Source organism: Pseudomonas lactis (assembly GCF_001439845.1).
Taxonomy (GTDB): Bacteria; Pseudomonadota; Gammaproteobacteria; order Pseudomonadales; family Pseudomonadaceae; genus Aquipseudomonas; species Aquipseudomonas lactis.
This window is the reverse complement of the sequence record NZ_JYLO01000011.1, coordinates 315461-330838: the sequence shown is the minus strand read 5'-3', so window position 1 is coordinate 330838 and position 15378 is coordinate 315461. Positions and strand designations below refer to the sequence as shown.

Genomic DNA, 15378 nt, shown 5'->3' with positions numbered 1-15378 from the left:
GGCGCAGGCGGTTGGCGAGGATCGGCAGCAGGGTCACGTAGTTGCGCGAAAGGATGCGGGCAATGCCCTGCTCGATGCCGTCGCTGACCACTTCGATGGAGGCACCCAGGCCCATGACGTGATCGACAAAGTCCGGGAAGTCCGGGTCGATCTCGACGCTGTCGAAGTACGCCAGCAGTTCAGCCGGGGTGGCCTTGATCAGCGCCAGTTGGCGGCTCAGGCATTCGCGTGAACCGATATGCCCATCCAGCCATTCCTGCTCAATGGTTTCCCACTCGGGGCCGGCGAAGCGTTGGAGGACGTTGTCGATGACATCCGTGGGAGTAATGGTCCCGTCGAAGTCACACACGATATGCCAGTTGATCATCTGCCTTTCCTTTAGGTAAAGGGCCTTGGAGGAGCGCGCTGTATGCGCTTGCCAAGGGATAGAGCAGGGACTGTGCCAACTGGCGAAAACCCCGCAGGGCTGGGGGTTGGCGCGAAATGCGCAGTGATATATGTCGCAGGAGCTACAATTTTTGTAGCTTGCTACAAACAACATGAGTGCTTGCGCAGGCGCGCCGGTTTGCGCGTTCATGCGCGCCTGCCCACCTTCAGGAAACGTCCCCATGTCCAAGTTCGCTGCTGCTGTATTCACCGGTTTACTTGGAGGGTGGGGCCTTTGCAGTGCCGCATGGGCAGAGGGCATCACGGGCGATGTGGGCGCGGGCCTCAGCTATCAGCCCCACGACCCCAGCGGCAGCCGCTACGAAACCCGGCCTGTGCCGTACCTGGACCTGGATTGGGGTGACGTCAGCCTGAGCACCGATGACGGCCTGACCTGGAGCGCCCTGGATACCCACGGCCTTACCGCTGGCCCCTATATCAACTACCTTTCGGGGCGCACCTCCAACGGCGAGTTGCAAGGCCTGCGCAACGTGTCGGACATGGCGGAAGTGGGCGGTTTCGTCCAATACGCCCCGGCCAATTTCTGGCGGGTCTACGCGCAATTGGGCCAGGCCGTGGGCGGCGGGCATTCCCAGAGCGGCGCCCTGGGTAAAATCGGCGGCGAACTGGGTTACCCCTTGGGTGGCGGGATTATCGGCAGCAGCGGCCTGGTTGCGCATTTTGCCGATGCGCGCCAGACCAATACCTTTTTCGGCGTAGACAACAACGAAGCTGTCGCCTCGGGCTTACGGCCGTATAACGCGAGCGGCGGCTTTCAGAACGTGACGCTGAGTCAAAGTTTTTCCTTCCCCCTGGCGCCCCATTGGTCACTGCTGACCAGTGCCAGCTGGGTACACCTGGTGGGGTCGGCGGCCAAGAGCAGCATCGTCAAAGAGGCTGGCCAGGTGAATCAGGGCCAGGTGCAGACGGCGATCAGCTACACCTTCGACTGAATTACCCGGGAGCAAAATGTGGGAGCGGGCTTGCTCGCGAAAGCAGTGTGTCAGTCAGCTAATATTTAACTGATCCACCGCATTCGCGAGCAAGCCCGCTCCCACATTGGGCCTGCGTTCATAGCACTATTTTCAGTGTTCTTCGCCCTCAGCCAAAAGGGCGATACCACCGATAATCACCACCACGCCTACCCAATGCAACGCGCTGATGTGCTCGCCCAGCCCCAGCCAAGAACCCAGCAATACGGCCACAAACACCAGCGAACTCAGCGGAAACGCCAGGGACAAACTGCTACGCCGTAGAATCAGCATCCACACAAAAAACGCCCCGAGATAGCTGGCAATCGCCGCCAGAATTCCCGGGTTGCGCGCCACGTCGGCCAGCCATTGCCAACTGAAGTCCATCGGCCCCAATTGATCGCCGGCCACCTTGGTGAACAATTGCCCTGCGCTTTCGGTGGCGATCAGCAATGCCCATAGCACCAGGGTGCCAAGCCGCCCATGCAGCCAGCCAGTATTGATTGTCTGCGTTGTCATGCCTGGTTCCCCGCGATTGCTACCAACATCACACCCAACGTGATCACCAACGTGCCCAGCCAGCGACGTCGGCTGACGGTTTCCTTGAGCACCACCCTGCCCGCCAACACCACCAGGCAATAGGCCAACGCCGCCAGCGGAAACAGCAGACTCAAGGGCGCACGGGACAGCGCTTCGAGCCAGACAAAAAACTCAATCACATAGGCGCCGACGCCGGCCCACAACAGCGGCGCATTGAACACCTGGCCCCAGAACGCACGCAGGCGAAAACCGCCATCGAGTTGCGGCAAACGGTCCACGCCCAATTTGAAACACAGCTGGCCAATCACATCGAGGACGATGGAAAACGCCAGTAACAACACCACGGTCAGGGTCACGGGAACAGCTCCTCAAACAGGTCGATCAAGGCTTCATTGGTTGCAGCATTACGCTGCAAGTCTTGCGGGCTCCAGCGCTCCGGTGGCGGCTGATCAGACTTGGCTTCCCAGCGCTTGAACGCGTTGCTGAACGCCGGTGTGGCGAACTCACCGCAGACGTCGATGCCAATGATGCGTTTACCCGCCGCCAACGCTCGCAGGGCCTGGAGCAAATGGGTCAGGCGCATGCCGCCCTGGTCCCAGTTGGTCGCGGCGTCTTCACTGGCCAGCACATCTTTGTCGATGGTGATCCAGATCGCTTCGGTGGGCAGGCTGGCAATCATCTGGTCGAGGAAAGCCGCCCAATCCAGGTCCGCCAAGTTGCGCCAATGCAGGTGGTTTTCCTGTTGCTGGTGGCCGGCGCCGTCCCCCACCCGGCCCCAGACCTTGGACGGCGGATGCTGCCAGGGAAACAACTGCAAACGCCCGCGCTTGAGGGCGCCAAGGTTGCCGCCGCGCAGTTGCGGGTTATGCAGGTCATCGCTGCACGGGCCGAGGGTGACGATGCGTTGGATCGCCGGCATCTTCAGCGCCCGGTTGACCCATGAACCGCAGTGCCGCTTGGGCGCAAAGCGCACCCAGTCGGGGTGGTTGTCAAAGTGGATCAGGCTGATGGGCTCTTTGAGGTCGGCCAAAAAGGCCGGCGTAAGGTGGTGATAATCGCCGGAGCCGACAAACAGGATTTCCGGGCGCGCGCCACGGGGCCGAGGCCGCTGGGCCAGGCGCTCGACGAAACGCTTCCAGGTTTTTTCGGTGGACCACAAACGCAATTTCGGGCCTAGGTCCAGCAGGTCCAGGCGCGTGGCCCGACCGCTGGCCAACCGCCGGGCAATCGGTGCCTGGCCGGTGAGGCTGTGGTCAAGGTCAAGAATATTCAAGGTAAGTTACACCCCTAATGGCAGCGCCCAACCGCAGGCCGGTTGGGCTTTAGGGGGGTAATGCAAGGGATGGGCCAGCGCTTCTCTTAATGCCGACACAGATCAAATGTGGGAGCTGGCTTGCCTGCGATGGCCATAAGCACCTATATAACTTCTATAGGTTGTTGCAGCCCACGGTAACCACGATGCGAAGCGAGCCGCTCTTGATCTGGCTCTTGATCTGCTTTTGATCTTAGGCGCCCCGTTAAACCACGCTGGCCGAACGCAGGCTTGAATTCGTGGGTAACCCGGCAGGACGCCGGGTTAGCCGCCCCGCGCCATGGATGGCGCGTGGCGGCGGCCCACGGATTCAAGCCTGCGTTCGGGCACACCGAGCCTAAGCGAGGTGCCGAGTGGTGGGGCAAGAGCCCTTTGGTTACTTTGGGGCTTTTCCAAAGTGACCCGCCGTCAGGGCGGAACCCTAAGCGGCCGTTACCTAAATAACGGATATGTACCCTGTCCAAATGTGTTGCCTGTTAGGCCGTCTTCGCAGGCAAGCCAGCTCCCACATTTGGATCGCGGGGTGCCAGGTAGATAGGCGCCGGCTGTCAGGCCGTCACGGGAGCAAGCTCCCTCGCCACAGGTCCAGCGTCACACCAAAGTTGTGTAGATACCTATGCTGCGATGGCGGTGTGTCAGCCACCTCATTTGCAACTGACAGCCCCACATTTTGCTCCGTGCTCGGCCTCAGGATTTCGATTCGTTAATGATCTGGCGAATCGCACCCACGAAGGCCTCAGCCGGTTGCCCACCGCTCACCGCATATTGGTCATTGAAGACAATGGTCGGCACCGAGCTCACCCCACGGGAAACCCACAGCTGCTCCTGCTCGCGGACCTCGGCGGCGTATTCATCGCTGGCAAGAATCTCGGCGGCGCGCGCAAGGTCCAGCCCGACGCTTTCGGCGATGATCGCCAAGGTCGCGTGGTCGGAAGGGTCCTGGCCATCGCTGAAGTACGCCTTGAACAGCGCTTCCTTGAGGTTGTACTGCAAGCCTTCCAACCCGGCCCAGTGCAACAGACGGTGCGCGTCGAAGGTGTTGTAGATACGGCTCTGGCCATCGGTGCGAAAAGCAAAGCCCAACGCGGCGCCCATGTCACGGATACGCGCACGATTAGCCTGGGACTCTTCAGCCGTGGAGCCGTACTTTTCGGTAATGTGCTCGACGATGTTCTGACCTTCGGCGGGCATGTTCGGGTTCAGTTCGAACGGTTGAAAATGAATCTCGGCCCGCACCTCGCTGCCGAGCTGGTCGAGGGCTTCGGTCAAGCCGCGCAGGCCGATGATGCACCAGGGGCAGGATACGTCGCTGACGAAATCGATTTTCAGGGGAGTACTCATGGTGGGCAACCTCGCAGGCAGTCATGCGCATAAAGGTTGCACGATACACCACCTTCACAGCACCTTCGAAGGCTCGCTCAAATCGATCTGCGCCCAATGCGCGCCATCCTGGCGATGGGCTTGCAGGTAGGGCAACACCGCCGCTAACAAGGGCGCCTTGAACGCTTCCTGAAAACGGTGGGCCAGGCCGGGAATCAATTTCAACTGGCTGCCCTGGATATGCGCGGCCAGGTGCACGCCGTGCATCACCGGCAGCAAGGGGTCGGCGGTGCCGTGGACGACCAACGCAGGCACGCGCAGTTGGTTGAGCAAGGGCACACGGCTCGGCTCGGCCAGGATCGCCATGATCTGGCGCTTCACGCCTTCGGGGTTGAAGGCGCGGTCATAGGACAGCGCCGCCTGGTGCAGCAACGCCTGGCGATCGTCCTTGATATCCGGGCTGCCCAACGCCGCGAGCAAATCCGCCTGTTGCTCCAGCGCCACCTCACGGTTGGGCGCGCTGCGCCGCGACAGCAATTGCACCAGCGCCGCGTTCGGCGCGGGCAGGCCCTCGGCGCCGGAGCTGGTCATGATCAGGGTCAGGCTTTCCACACGCTGTGGCGCCATGGCCGCCAGGTGTTGAGCGATCATGCCGCCCATGCTCGCGCCGAGTACGTGAAATTGCTGCACCTGCAGCGCATCCATCAACCCCAGCGCGTCGTCGGCCATATCAGTCAAGGTATAAGGCGCGGCCACCGGCAGGCCGAGTTTGTAGCGCAGCACTTCGAAAGTCAGGTTGGCGCTCGCCGGCGCCTGCCGCCAAGTGGACAAGCCCACATCGCGGTTGTCGTAGCGAATCACCCGGAAACCTTGTTCGCACAGGGCCACCACCACTTCATCCGGCCAGTGAATCAACTGCCCGCCCAGGCCCATCACCAACAGCAACGCAGGGTCGGACGCACGGCCGATACTTTGATAGGCGATGCTCACCTGAGCCAGGTCGACCGTTTGGGTCGGGACATTGACATCACATCGAGAAGCCGCAAAGGACGGCAGGCCGAACAGTAGAGCGGCCACAAAAAACAACGCACGCATGAAAAACACCAAAACGCAGAACCCCAGTAGAGCGCGAGTCTGATGAAGTTTGTTCAAGCGCGCTGCCACAGTTCGATGACAGTTTGATGAAGAGTGCCCAGTGGTCATGGTCGACACGCCCCACAACATGAGACAAAATCACGCAATCCGTTTTTGTCGCAAATTTTCTTCATGGAGCGCCTGTGCTCGAAATCCGTCACTTGAAAACCCTGCACGCCTTGCGCGAAGCCGACAGCCTGGTGGAGGCCGCCGAACGCCTGCACTTGACCCAGTCCGCCCTCTCCCACCAGTTCAAAGAGCTGGAAGAGCGCCTGGGTATGCCGCTGTTCGTGCGCAAGACCAAACCGGTGCGTTTCACCAGCGCCGGCCTGCGCCTGCTGCAATTGGCCGACGCCACCCTGCCGTTGTTGCGCGGTGCCGAGCGCGATATTGCGCGGCTGGCCGGGGGCACCGCCGGGCGCTTGCACATGGCGATCGAATGCCACAGTTGTTTCCAGTGGCTGATGCCGACCATCGACCAATTCCGCGATGCCTGGCCGGAAGTCGAGCTGGACCTGGCCTCCGGCTTTGCCTTCGCGCCGCTGCCGGCCCTGGCCCGTGGCGACCTGGACCTTGTGGTGACCTCCGACCCGCTGGAACTGCCGGGCATCACCTACGTGCCGCTGTTCACCTACGAAGCCATGCTGGCGGTGGCCAACCAGCACGCGCTGGCGAACAAGTCTTACATCGTGCCGGAAGACCTGCTGACAGAAACCCTGATCACCTACCCGGTGGAACGTGACCGCCTGGACATCTTCACCCGCTTCCTGGAACCGGCCGACGTTGAACCGGCCCAGGTTCGGACCTCGGAGCTGACCGTGATGATGATGCAACTGGTGGCCAGTGGTCGTGGTGTGTGCGGCATGCCCCACTGGGCGCTGCATGAATACAGCTCGCGCGGGTATGTGAAGGCCAAGCGGTTGGGCGAGAAAGGGTTGTTCGCCACGTTGTATGCGGGCATTCGTGCCGACATGCTCGATGCGCCTTACATGCGCGACTTCTTGCTGACGGCCAAGGACACCTCGTTTTCCACGCTGGATGGCGTCAGCGCGGTGCGTTGAGCGGGCTCTGAGTGTGCGGGCTAGCGTGGGAGCTGGGCTTGCCCGCGATGCTTGCACCGCGGTGTTTCAGTTACACCGTGGTGATGCTATCGCAGGCAAGCCAGCTCCCACAGTCCACCTGCAGTTCGCGCCACATGTGGATCTTGTCGAAGTACTCCACGCCTACCCGCACAGCCAATGGCTCCAGGCCGTACTGAATGAAACCGCAGCGCTGGTAGAGCGCAAAGGCGGCGTCATTGCCGGCGGTGACGGTCAGTTGGATCAGTTTGAGGCGCGGGTGGCGACGGGCTTCTTCCAGTGCGGCTTGCACCAGTTGCCGCCCAAGCCCCTGCTGTTGATAAGCCTCGGTCACGTACATGCCGAACAAGGTCACCTTGTGCCGGGCCTTCTCCCGTGGCTCAAATGCAAGGCCGACAATACCCGCCAACTGATCGCCGTCGAAGGCGCCAAACAGCCGGTCCAGCGGGCTGCCGAGGCGCTTTTCCCACCAGCTCAAGGGCATCAAGGCACGTTCGGCCACGCTGGAGGTGAACGCCTGGGGATAAGCGCCATACGCCTGTAGCATCAACGCCCGGTATACGGGTGCGTCGGGAGCCTCCAGCGGGCGAATGATCATGCGTCGATCAGCGACGCGCGGTAGAGCGGCAGGATCGTATCGCGGGTCAGCGGCGCCAATTGCAGGCCGCCATCGCCCGTGGGGTCGATCCAGCGGATTTCTTCAATTTCCGCCGCTGGCGTGACCGCAACGTCGATCTGCACCTGGAACAGCTCGGCCTGCACGGTGAAGCCCGGTTCGTTGGCGGCAGGCGCCGAGAATTGGCCGAGGTACGTGGCGTCCTCGACCTTGATGTGCAGGTTCAGCTCTTCATACAGCTCACGGGCCAGCGCCTGGACGGGTTGTTCGCCTGCGTCGATCTTGCCGCCAGGTTGCATGAACGCCTGGGTGCCGCGCTTGCGCACCAGCAGGGTCTGGCCGGCTTGGTCAATGAGGATGGCGGCGGCGATGCGGATGGTTGAATCATTCATGAAAGAATCGAGGTCTCTTCGGGCTGTTTGATAAATACGCTGTACTTGGCGCCTTCCATCGCTTCGAACGCGATCAATTTGTCCACCAGCGGCAAGTTAAGCACCTTGCCAGCATTGAGCAGCAGCATGCCGTTATCGGCATTGAGGTTACGGGCCAACACCATGCCGGCCTCAAGCTCACGGGTCGTGAGGACTTTGACCGTGGGGTCGCCCAGGGTAACGTCGCTGAGGAAGGTGGCGCAGGCCTGCACAAAATCTTCCACCAACGCCGGGTCATACAGGCGCCCGGCGTACTTGCGGATATACAACAGCGCTTCGTCGCTGTTGAGGTGTCGCTCCAGGATCAAGCCTTTCTGCAATTCGATAAAGTCCACCGCCAGCTTCAGCAGCCGTGAACCGGGCGGGATGGTATCGCCCTTGAGGTGGTCGGGAAACCCCGTGCCGTCCCAACGTTCCTGGTGATGACGAATGATCCGCGCCGCATCCTTCATCGGCTCCAGGGTCATCAGCAACGACTCGCTCTGCCCCGGATACTCACGGTACAAGCCGCGGTCGGTGCTATGCAGTTTGTCTGACGGTGCAACCATCATGCTGTCGGTCCAGCTCAACTTGCCGATGTTGTACAACGCGGCGGCCATGGTCAGGTCACGGGTGCTGGATTCGTCCATGGACTGGGCGGCGCAATACACGCGGATCAACTCGATCAACGCACGGTTGGTCTGTTTGTCCTTGGGCAAGCGCAGGTTGGCCAGCAGCGAGAATACTTCGGTGCCGGTCACGTAGCTGCGCTTGAGCTCGTCGTAGGCCAGGTCGAGCATGTCGGCGGTTTGTTGCAACTCGGCGGTACGCGCCGCCACGCGTTTTTCCAGGGTGGCGTTGAGCAGCTTGAGCTGTTCGGTCTGGTCTCGGGCCAGGCGTTCAAGCCGTTGGTGCTCGAGGGTTTGCTGCAACACCAGTTGCAACTCCTCGTCGTTCCAGGGTTTGCTGATGTAGCGGTGGATCTGCCCGTCGTTGATCGCCTTGATGATGGTGGTCAGGTCGGCGTAGCCGGTGAGCAGGATGCGGCTGGTGGCGGGATACAGGCGGTGGACCTCGGCCAGCAGCGTGGCGCCGTCCATGCCGGGCATGCGCGCATCGCTCATCACCAGATCGATAGGCCGGGTCGCCATGATCTCCAGCGCCTGGGCGCCGCTGGTGGCCAATACCACGTCATAGGGCTGGCCGCGCAGCAGGCGGCGCAGGCTGTTAAGGATCGACTCTTCATCGTCGACCAGCAAAACAACGGACTTCGTAGCGAGTTGTTCATCCATGGCGACTCTGCCTTCAAATTAAACGAAGTTAGGCTAAATTGAATCCGCGCAATACAAAGCGCGATTGATTTGACGCCAACTGGCCGTCGATATCAAGGGAACTCAACTATGCTGCACTGCATGCTCGCGCCCCGTTCAGTTGTAGAACCAGGGAAGGAATTGTCATGCCATCAAGCCTTTTGCACGTGCTGAGTACGCCATGAGGACGGAATCGGGCCGGGCCAACCGGCGCATCCTGATCGTGGATGACACGGCTTCGATCCACCAGGATTTTCGCAAGATCCTTTGTGCCGACGAGTACGGCGAGCCCTCCCTCGACACTCTGGAGTCCGCCCTGTTCGGCACCACGGTGCCGGTGCGCCAGGCGTTTGACCTGGACTCGGCCTATCAGGGCCAGGAAGCCTTGGCGCTGGTCAAGAAAGCCCTGGACGCCCACTCGCCCTACGCCATGGTGTTTATCGACATGCGCATGCCCCCTGGCTGGGACGGCCTGCACACCATCGAACAGTTGTGGGAGGTGGACCCCAACCTGCAAATCGCGCTCTGCACGGCCTATTCCGACTATTCCTTCGAGGCCATCGAAGCGCGCCTGAAATACAACGACCAACTGCTGATCCTGAAAAAGCCCTTCGACCACCTGGAAATCCGCCAGATGGCCAGCGCCCTGACCTGGAAATGGCAACTGGCCCAGGACGCGGCCCTGAAGGTGATCAGCCTGGAGCGCACCATCGAGGAACGCGTGCAGGAGCTGCTCAAGGTCTCGCACTTATTGCAATACGACGCCCTGACGGAGTTGCCCAACAGCACGTTGCTGGGCGACCGCCTGACCCAGGCGATCGCCTTGGGCCGCAGGCACGACACGCAACTGGCGGTGATGTTTCTGGGGCTCGACCGCTTCAAGCGCATCAACAACGCCCTGGGCTATCCGGCAGGCGACGATGTGCTTGCGCAGGTGAGCCTGAGCCTGGTGGCGGCGGTACGGGCGTCGGATTCGGTGTTTCGTTACGGCTCCGACGAGTTCGTGGTGCTGCTCAACGATATCCAGCATCCCCAGCAAACCCAGCACATTGCGCAAAAGGTACTCAATGCCGTCAGCGCGACTCGCCATGTCGCGGGGCATGACCTCAGTGTGAGCGCCAGCCTGGGCATCAGCATTTACCCCGATGACAGCGACAATGCCGTGGGCTTGCTCAAGCATGCTGAAACCGCGATGCGTACCAGCAAAGAGCGCGGCTCGGGGGATTTCAGCTTTTACACCGAAGACATGAACCTGCGCGCCCAGCACCAGCAAAACCTGGAAAGCGCGATCCGCCAGGCGCTGGACCGCGATGAGTTTGTGCTGCATTACCAGCCCAAGCTGGCGTTGGAGTCCGGGCGCATCGTCGGCGCGGAAGCGCTGACACGCTGGTTTCGACCGCAGTCAGGTTGGGTCAGCCCGGCGGAGTTCATTCCGGTCGCCGAAGACAGCGGCCTGATCGTACGCCTGACTCAGTGGGTACTGCGCCAAGCCTGCACACAAGCCCAAGCCTGGCGCGAGATGGGCCTGGCCCCCCTGCGCATGTCGGTGAACATCTCGGCGATCGACTTTCGCCAACGAGACTTCGTCGACAACCTGGCCGCCATCCTGAAAGAAACAGGCCTGCCGCCCACCCAACTGGAACTGGAAATCACCGAAAGCGTGCTGATGCAGAACGTCGATGAAACCGTGGAGACCCTGCAAAAGATCAAGGCCATGGGCATCCGCCTGGCTCTGGACGATTTCGGCACCGGCTACTCCAGCCTCAGCTACCTGCGGCGCTTTCCCATCGATGTGCTGAAGATCGACCAATCCTTTGTGCGCGGCCTGCGCATCAATAGCCAGGACGAACAGCTGATCAGCGCTATCATCGGCATGGGCAAGAGCCTGGAGCTGAACATCATTGCCGAAGGCGTGGAAACCATCGACCAACTGAATTTCCTCAAAGCCCAGCAGTGTGAAGAGGGCCAGGGCTTTCTATTCAGCAAGGCGCTGCCTTCGAAAGATTTTGTGCAGTTGCTGCAAACGGATAGCGCGACACTGATGCCCGATCAATAAAATAAATAGCCCTAGGCCTGCAAGGAGTGCTCGCTTGAGCAACGTCGTAAACCACCGTTCTGGCCTGATGTTCGCGTTATGCCTGGGCACTACATCGCTCGCAGCCGCGCCACTGAACGAAGCGCTCAAGCCCTTGCCGGCGGTTCCCGTATTGGACCCGGCCAAGGTTGAGCTGGGTCGCCAGCTGTTCAATGAGCCGCGCTTGTCGGTCAACAACACCTTGTCCTGCGCCAGCTGTCACCCACTGACCAGCGGCGGCGCCGACAACAAGCCGTTCTCCATTGGCTTTGACGGCAAGCCGGTGCAGATCAATACCCCTTCTGTGTTCAACGCCAGCCTTAATTTCAAACAGTTCTGGAACGGTCGGGTGGACACGTTGGAGGCCCAGGTCGAGCAGGTGGTGATCAGCCCGGTGGAAATGGGCAGCGACTGGAATACCGTGGTGCGCAACCTCTCCGCCCTGCCCGCCTACCAGAACGCGTTCAAACAGGCCTACCCCGATGGCGTCACCGCTTCCAATGTGCAAAACGCCCTGGCCACCTACGAACGCACGCTGCTGACACCCAACTCGCGGTTTGACCAATACTTGCTGGGCGACACCGATATCCTGACCCGCCAGGAAAAATACGGCTACCAACGCTTCAAGGATTACGGCTGCATCGCCTGTCACCAGGGCGTGAACATTGGCGGCAATATGTTCCAGAAGTTCGGTGTGATGGGCGACTACTTCAAGGCCCGCGGTAACCCGCTGGAATCGGACCTGGGGCGCTACCTGCTGACCCAGGATGAAGAGGACCGCCATGTATTCAAGGTGCCCAGCCTGCGCAATGTGGCCGTCACGGCGCCGTACTTCCACGACGCCTCGGCCAGGACGCTTGAGGAGGCGGTTGACGTGATGTTCAAGTACCAGTTGGGGCGCAACCCGTCCCAGGAAGACAAGGACCTGATTATCCAGTTTCTCAAGACCCTGACCGGCGAATGGGCGGGCAAACCGCTATGAGACGCTTGTCACGCCGACGTATCAGCCAGATCCTGCTAGGCCTCATCACCCTGTTACTGGCCTCCACCCTGGTATTTTTGTACCTCAAGTCTTCACGCGACCAGACGGCCACTTATACCCAGTCGCGCGACTTGATCCGCCAACTCCAGCAGCTCAATGCCCAGTGGGACAGCGAAGTACTCAAGGCCAGGATCGCGATCACCCACAACTACGACCCACTGGTCACACCGCTGACCGAAATGACCCGCATCGGGGCTGAACTGGAAAGTCGCGACACCTACCACAGCGCAGCCGACCTGCCCGGTTGGCAAGCCAGCCATGCGGCGTATCTGAGGGCCATCGAGGAAAAAGCCCGGTTGGTCGACCAGTTCAAATCCCACAACGCAGTGCTGCGTAACTCATTGGCTTTTTTGCCGACGGCCGAAGACGACATCCAGGCCCAATTCAACAGCATGACCGACGAAGGCCGGCTGCAGCTGCAAAGCGTGGCCACCGACACTTACGACCTGCTGCTCAGCAGCCTGGAGTTTGCCCAGGTCACCAGCGACGAACGTGCCGCCGATATCCTGGTGGGCCTGGGCAAACTGGCCATCAACCAACAAAGCCTGCCCAGTGAGTTCCAGGCACCGGTGGAGATCCTCAGCAATCATATTTCGCTGATCCTGCGCGAACAGCCACTGGTCAACAGCCTGCTGGAGCGGATTGCCGCCGTGCCGGTGGCCGAACACCTCGATGACTTGACCACCCACCTCAATCAGGACCAGCAAGCCACAGACCTCATCGACCATCAATACCATCGCTACCTGCTGATCTTCTCGACCTTGCTTGTGGTGCTGCTGCTCTACCTGGCGGTGCGCCTGTTGCGCAGCTTCGCCGAGATAAACCGCGTCAACCGCGCGTTGCAGGCCGCCAACGAAACCCTGGAGCAACGCGTGGAGCGGCGCACGCAACAGCTCAAGGATGCCCAGAGCGAGCTGATGGACAGCGCCCGCCAGGCCGGCATGGCAGAGATCGCCACCAACGTGTTGCACAACGTCGGTAACGTGCTCAACAGTGTGAATATCTCCGCCGATCTGGTCAGACGCAAGTTGCGCGCCAGCAAGGCGCTCGGCCTGGGCAAGGCCATGCAGTTGATCAACGCCCATCAGGGCGACCTGGGCACCTTCCTTACCGAGGATGAAAAGGGCAAGTTGCTGCCGGGCTATCTGAACCAGTTGGTCGAAGCGATTGCTGTCGAACAGCAAGGCATGAGCGATGAGCTGGCGCAGTTGAGCAAAAGTGTGGACCACATCAAGGACATCGTCTCGACCCAGCAATCCTATGCGGGTGCGTCTACCTTGCTGGAGCCGGTCAATATCAGCGCCTTGATGGACGACGCCCTGCGCATGAACGCCGGCGCGCTGAGCCGTCACCATGTCACTGTTGTGAAGGCGTACGCCCCGGTGCCGGAGATTTTGGCGGACAAGCACCGGCTGCTGCTGATCATGGTCAACCTCATCAGCAATGCCAAATACGCCATGGACAAACTGTCTGAGCGGCCACGGCAAATCACCCTGGCGGTGGAATCGGTAGGCGACGAGACCCTGAAGATCAGTGTGAAGGACGATGGCGAAGGCATACCGCCCGAGAACATGGCACGCATCTTCACCCACGGTTTTACCACCCGCAAGGAAGGCCACGGCTTCGGCCTGCACAGCTGCGCCCTGGCCGCCGTGGAAATGAACGGCCAGCTCAGCGCCCACAGCGACGGGCCGGGCCTTGGCGCCGTCTTCACCTTGACCATCCCCTTGACCCTTGCCGGAAGCAGCTCATGAACCAACCTCCCAACCGGCGCATCCTGCTGATCGATGACACACCGTCCATTCATGAGGATTTTCGCAAGATCCTGATGCCCGACGAAGCCTCAACCGAAGCGCTGGATGAGATGGAGTCGGCACTGTTTGGCGACGCCGCCAAACCTCAAGCCCAGGCATTCGAGCTGCACGGCGCTTACGGCGGCGAGGAAGGCCTGGGCTTGCTGACCAGCGCCATGGCGCAACAGCGCCCCTATGCGTTGGCCTTCGTTGACATGCGCATGCCCCAGGGTTGGGACGGCGCCAAGACCATTGAAGAACTGTGGAAAGTCGCCCCCGACCTGCAAGTGGTGGTGTGTACCGCCTACTCGGACTATTCCTGGGATGACCTGTTGTTTCGCCTGCACGCCCACGACCGCCTGCTGATCCTGAAAAAGCCCTTCGACAATATCGAAGTCCAGCAAATGGCCAACACCCTGGCCAACAAATGGGACATGGCCCGCCGCGCTTCCCTGCAAACCTCGCAGCTGGAGCGGTTGGTGGAAGAACGCACCCAAGCGCTGCAACTGGAAATTGAAGAGCGCAAGCACCTGGAAAGCCAACTGGTGCAGTCGGAAAAACTCGCCTCGCTGGGGCAACTTGCGGCCGGCGTCGCCCATGAGATCAACAACCCGGTGGGCTTTATTTCCTCCAACCTCAGCACCCTCGACAGCTACTTCAAGCAGCTGCAACAGATGCTCAATGCCTACCAGCACAGCGAAGCGCACATCGGGGCGCCAGAACATCGCGAACCGCTCACGGCATTGCGCAACGAGCTGGACCTGGATTTTCTCAAGGACGACATTCCGATCCTGATCCGCGAATCCAAGGACGGCATCGGCCGTGTGGTGCAGATCGTCAAAGACCTGAAGAACTTCTCACGGGTGGATAACGACCAGACCTGGCAATTTGCCAACCTGCAGCAAGGCATCGATTCGACGCTGAACATCGTCGCCAGCGAACTCAAGTACAAGGCCGATGTGGTCAAGCACTACGCGTCGCTGCCGGAAATCGAATGCCTGGCCTCCCAGCTCAATCAGGTGGTGATGAACCTGGTGATCAACGCCGCACAAGCCATGGGCCCTGAGCGCGGCACCATTACCATCAGCAACGGAGTGGAAGGCGAAAACGTCTGGCTGGAAGTCGCAGACAACGGCTGTGGGATTGCCCCCGAGACCGTGCAGAAAATCTTCGACCCGTTCTTTACCACCAAGCCGGTGGGCGAAGGTACGGGGTTGGGGTTGTCGTTGTCCTACGGGATCGTCAAAAAACACCGCGGCGATATCAGCGTCAGCAGCGAGCTGGGCAAGGGTACGAAGTTTCGGGTGGTACTGCCGATTCGGCAGACGGCGGCGTAGGACACGCCGCCGGA

Annotated in this window: 15 protein-coding genes; 6 read left to right on the top strand and 9 right to left on the bottom strand. The window is 60.8% G+C overall.

The genetic code is table 11. The annotated features are described in order from the left end of the window. Nucleotides 1-367, bottom strand: a 367-nt coding sequence (locus TX24_RS20990) for an HAD-IB family phosphatase (RefSeq protein WP_157255558.1), incomplete at its 3' end; no start/stop codon positions are given. Between the two features lie 241 nt (nt 368-608). Between TX24_RS20990 and TX24_RS20985 the strand changes: the two genes are divergently transcribed. Further along, nucleotides 609-1379 (top strand): MipA/OmpV family protein, encoded by a 771-nt coding sequence (locus TX24_RS20985; protein WP_034134311.1) that lies wholly within the window; start codon nt 609-611, stop codon nt 1377-1379. A 132-nt stretch (nt 1380-1511) separates the two neighbouring features. Here TX24_RS20985 and TX24_RS20980 read toward each other — a convergent pair whose 3' ends face one another. From TX24_RS20980 to TX24_RS20960, 5 genes are all read right to left on the bottom strand, one after another. Next, nucleotides 1512-1916: a transporter gene (locus TX24_RS20980; protein WP_003188932.1), complete on the bottom strand. Its 405-nt coding sequence runs from the start codon at nt 1914-1916 to the stop codon at nt 1512-1514. Next, a complete protein-coding gene (locus TX24_RS20975; RefSeq protein WP_003188930.1) occupies nt 1913-2293 on the bottom strand; it encodes a DMT family transporter in 381 nt (126 codons plus the stop codon). Before TX24_RS20975 ends, TX24_RS20980 begins: the two co-directional genes overlap by 4 nt. Next, entirely contained in the window at nt 2290-3210 is a 921-nt protein-coding gene (locus TX24_RS20970; protein ID WP_003188928.1) for an arginase family protein, read from the bottom strand. The genes TX24_RS20975 and TX24_RS20970 overlap by 4 nt, the downstream gene beginning before the upstream one ends. A 726-nt stretch (nt 3211-3936) precedes the next feature. Then, nucleotides 3937-4590 carry a DsbA family oxidoreductase gene (locus TX24_RS20965; protein ID WP_057711010.1) on the bottom strand — a complete coding sequence of 218 codons (654 nt, stop codon included), beginning with the start codon at nt 4588-4590 and terminating at the stop codon, nt 3937-3939. A gap of 54 nt (nt 4591-4644) precedes the next feature. Next, a complete protein-coding gene (locus TX24_RS20960) occupies nt 4645-5664 on the bottom strand; it encodes an alpha/beta fold hydrolase (protein WP_003188925.1) in 1020 nt (339 codons plus the stop codon). 182 nt (nt 5665-5846) lie between these two features. Here TX24_RS20960 and metR point away from each other — a divergent pair, with 182 nt between their 5' ends. Next, complete coding sequence (gene metR, locus TX24_RS20955; RefSeq protein ID WP_003188924.1) at nt 5847-6764, top strand: transcriptional regulator MetR; 918 nt, start codon at nt 5847-5849, stop codon at nt 6762-6764. 70 nt (nt 6765-6834) lie between these two features. Here the strand turns inward: metR and TX24_RS20950 are convergent, their stop codons facing one another. From TX24_RS20950 to nosR, 3 genes are read right to left on the bottom strand one after another with little or no spacing between them, the layout of a single operon-like run. After that, the gene (locus TX24_RS20950; RefSeq protein ID WP_003188921.1) at nt 6835-7380 is read right to left on the bottom strand and encodes a GNAT family N-acetyltransferase; all 546 of its coding nucleotides are present in this window, start codon (nt 7378-7380) and stop codon (nt 6835-6837) included. Continuing rightward, nucleotides 7377-7790: an NUDIX hydrolase gene (locus tag TX24_RS20945; RefSeq protein ID WP_003188920.1), complete on the bottom strand. Its 414-nt coding sequence runs from the start codon at nt 7788-7790 to the stop codon at nt 7377-7379. Before TX24_RS20945 ends, TX24_RS20950 begins: the two co-directional genes overlap by 4 nt. Then, nucleotides 7787-9100, bottom strand: coding sequence for a response regulator c-di-GMP phosphodiesterase, NosR family (nosR, locus tag TX24_RS20940; protein ID WP_014717113.1), 1314 nt, complete (start codon nt 9098-9100; stop codon nt 7787-7789). Before nosR ends, TX24_RS20945 begins: the two co-directional genes overlap by 4 nt. A 199-nt stretch (nt 9101-9299) precedes the next feature. On the opposite strand from nosR, the gene TX24_RS20935 reads away from it, so the two are divergent. Genes TX24_RS20935 through TX24_RS20920 form a run of 4 tightly spaced genes read left to right on the top strand, consistent with a single transcriptional unit; the run spans nt 9300 to nt 15364 of the window. Beyond that, entirely contained in the window at nt 9300-11174 is a 1875-nt protein-coding gene (locus tag TX24_RS20935; RefSeq protein WP_057711009.1) for a putative bifunctional diguanylate cyclase/phosphodiesterase, read from the top strand. Nucleotides 11175-11208: 34 nt separating this feature from the next. Further along, entirely contained in the window at nt 11209-12174 is a 966-nt protein-coding gene (locus TX24_RS20930; RefSeq protein ID WP_057711008.1) for a cytochrome-c peroxidase, read from the top strand. Continuing rightward, the gene (locus TX24_RS20925; protein ID WP_057711007.1) at nt 12171-13988 is read left to right on the top strand and encodes a DAHL domain-containing protein; all 1818 of its coding nucleotides are present in this window, start codon (nt 12171-12173) and stop codon (nt 13986-13988) included. Before TX24_RS20930 ends, TX24_RS20925 begins: the two co-directional genes overlap by 4 nt. Then, entirely contained in the window at nt 13985-15364 is a 1380-nt protein-coding gene (locus TX24_RS20920; RefSeq protein ID WP_057711006.1) for an ATP-binding protein, read from the top strand. Before TX24_RS20925 ends, TX24_RS20920 begins: the two co-directional genes overlap by 4 nt. Nucleotides 15365-15378: the final 14 nt, after the last annotated feature.

Excerpts from the sequence above, each read along its gene's own strand:
- TX24_RS20980 (WP_003188932.1), bottom strand. The coding sequence starts at position 1,916 with ATGACAACGCAGACAATCAATACTGGCTGGCTGCATGGGCGGCTTGGC.
- TX24_RS20965 (WP_057711010.1), bottom strand. The coding sequence starts at position 4,590 with ATGAGTACTCCCCTGAAAATCGATTTCGTCAGCGACGTATCCTGCCCC.
- TX24_RS20945 (WP_003188920.1), bottom strand. The coding sequence starts at position 7,790 with ATGAATGATTCAACCATCCGCATCGCCGCCGCCATCCTCATTGACCAA.
- TX24_RS20935 (WP_057711009.1), top strand. The coding sequence starts at position 9,300 with ATGAGGACGGAATCGGGCCGGGCCAACCGGCGCATCCTGATCGTGGAT.
- TX24_RS20960 (WP_003188925.1), bottom strand. The coding sequence starts at position 5,664 with ATGCGTGCGTTGTTTTTTGTGGCCGCTCTACTGTTCGGCCTGCCGTCC.
- TX24_RS20985 (WP_034134311.1), top strand. The coding sequence starts at position 609 with ATGTCCAAGTTCGCTGCTGCTGTATTCACCGGTTTACTTGGAGGGTGG.
- nosR (WP_014717113.1), bottom strand. The coding sequence starts at position 9,100 with ATGGATGAACAACTCGCTACGAAGTCCGTTGTTTTGCTGGTCGACGAT.
- TX24_RS20925 (WP_057711007.1), top strand. The coding sequence starts at position 12,171 with ATGAGACGCTTGTCACGCCGACGTATCAGCCAGATCCTGCTAGGCCTC.
- TX24_RS20920 (WP_057711006.1), top strand. The coding sequence starts at position 13,985 with ATGAACCAACCTCCCAACCGGCGCATCCTGCTGATCGATGACACACCG.
- TX24_RS20950 (WP_003188921.1), bottom strand. The coding sequence starts at position 7,380 with ATGATCATTCGCCCGCTGGAGGCTCCCGACGCACCCGTATACCGGGCG.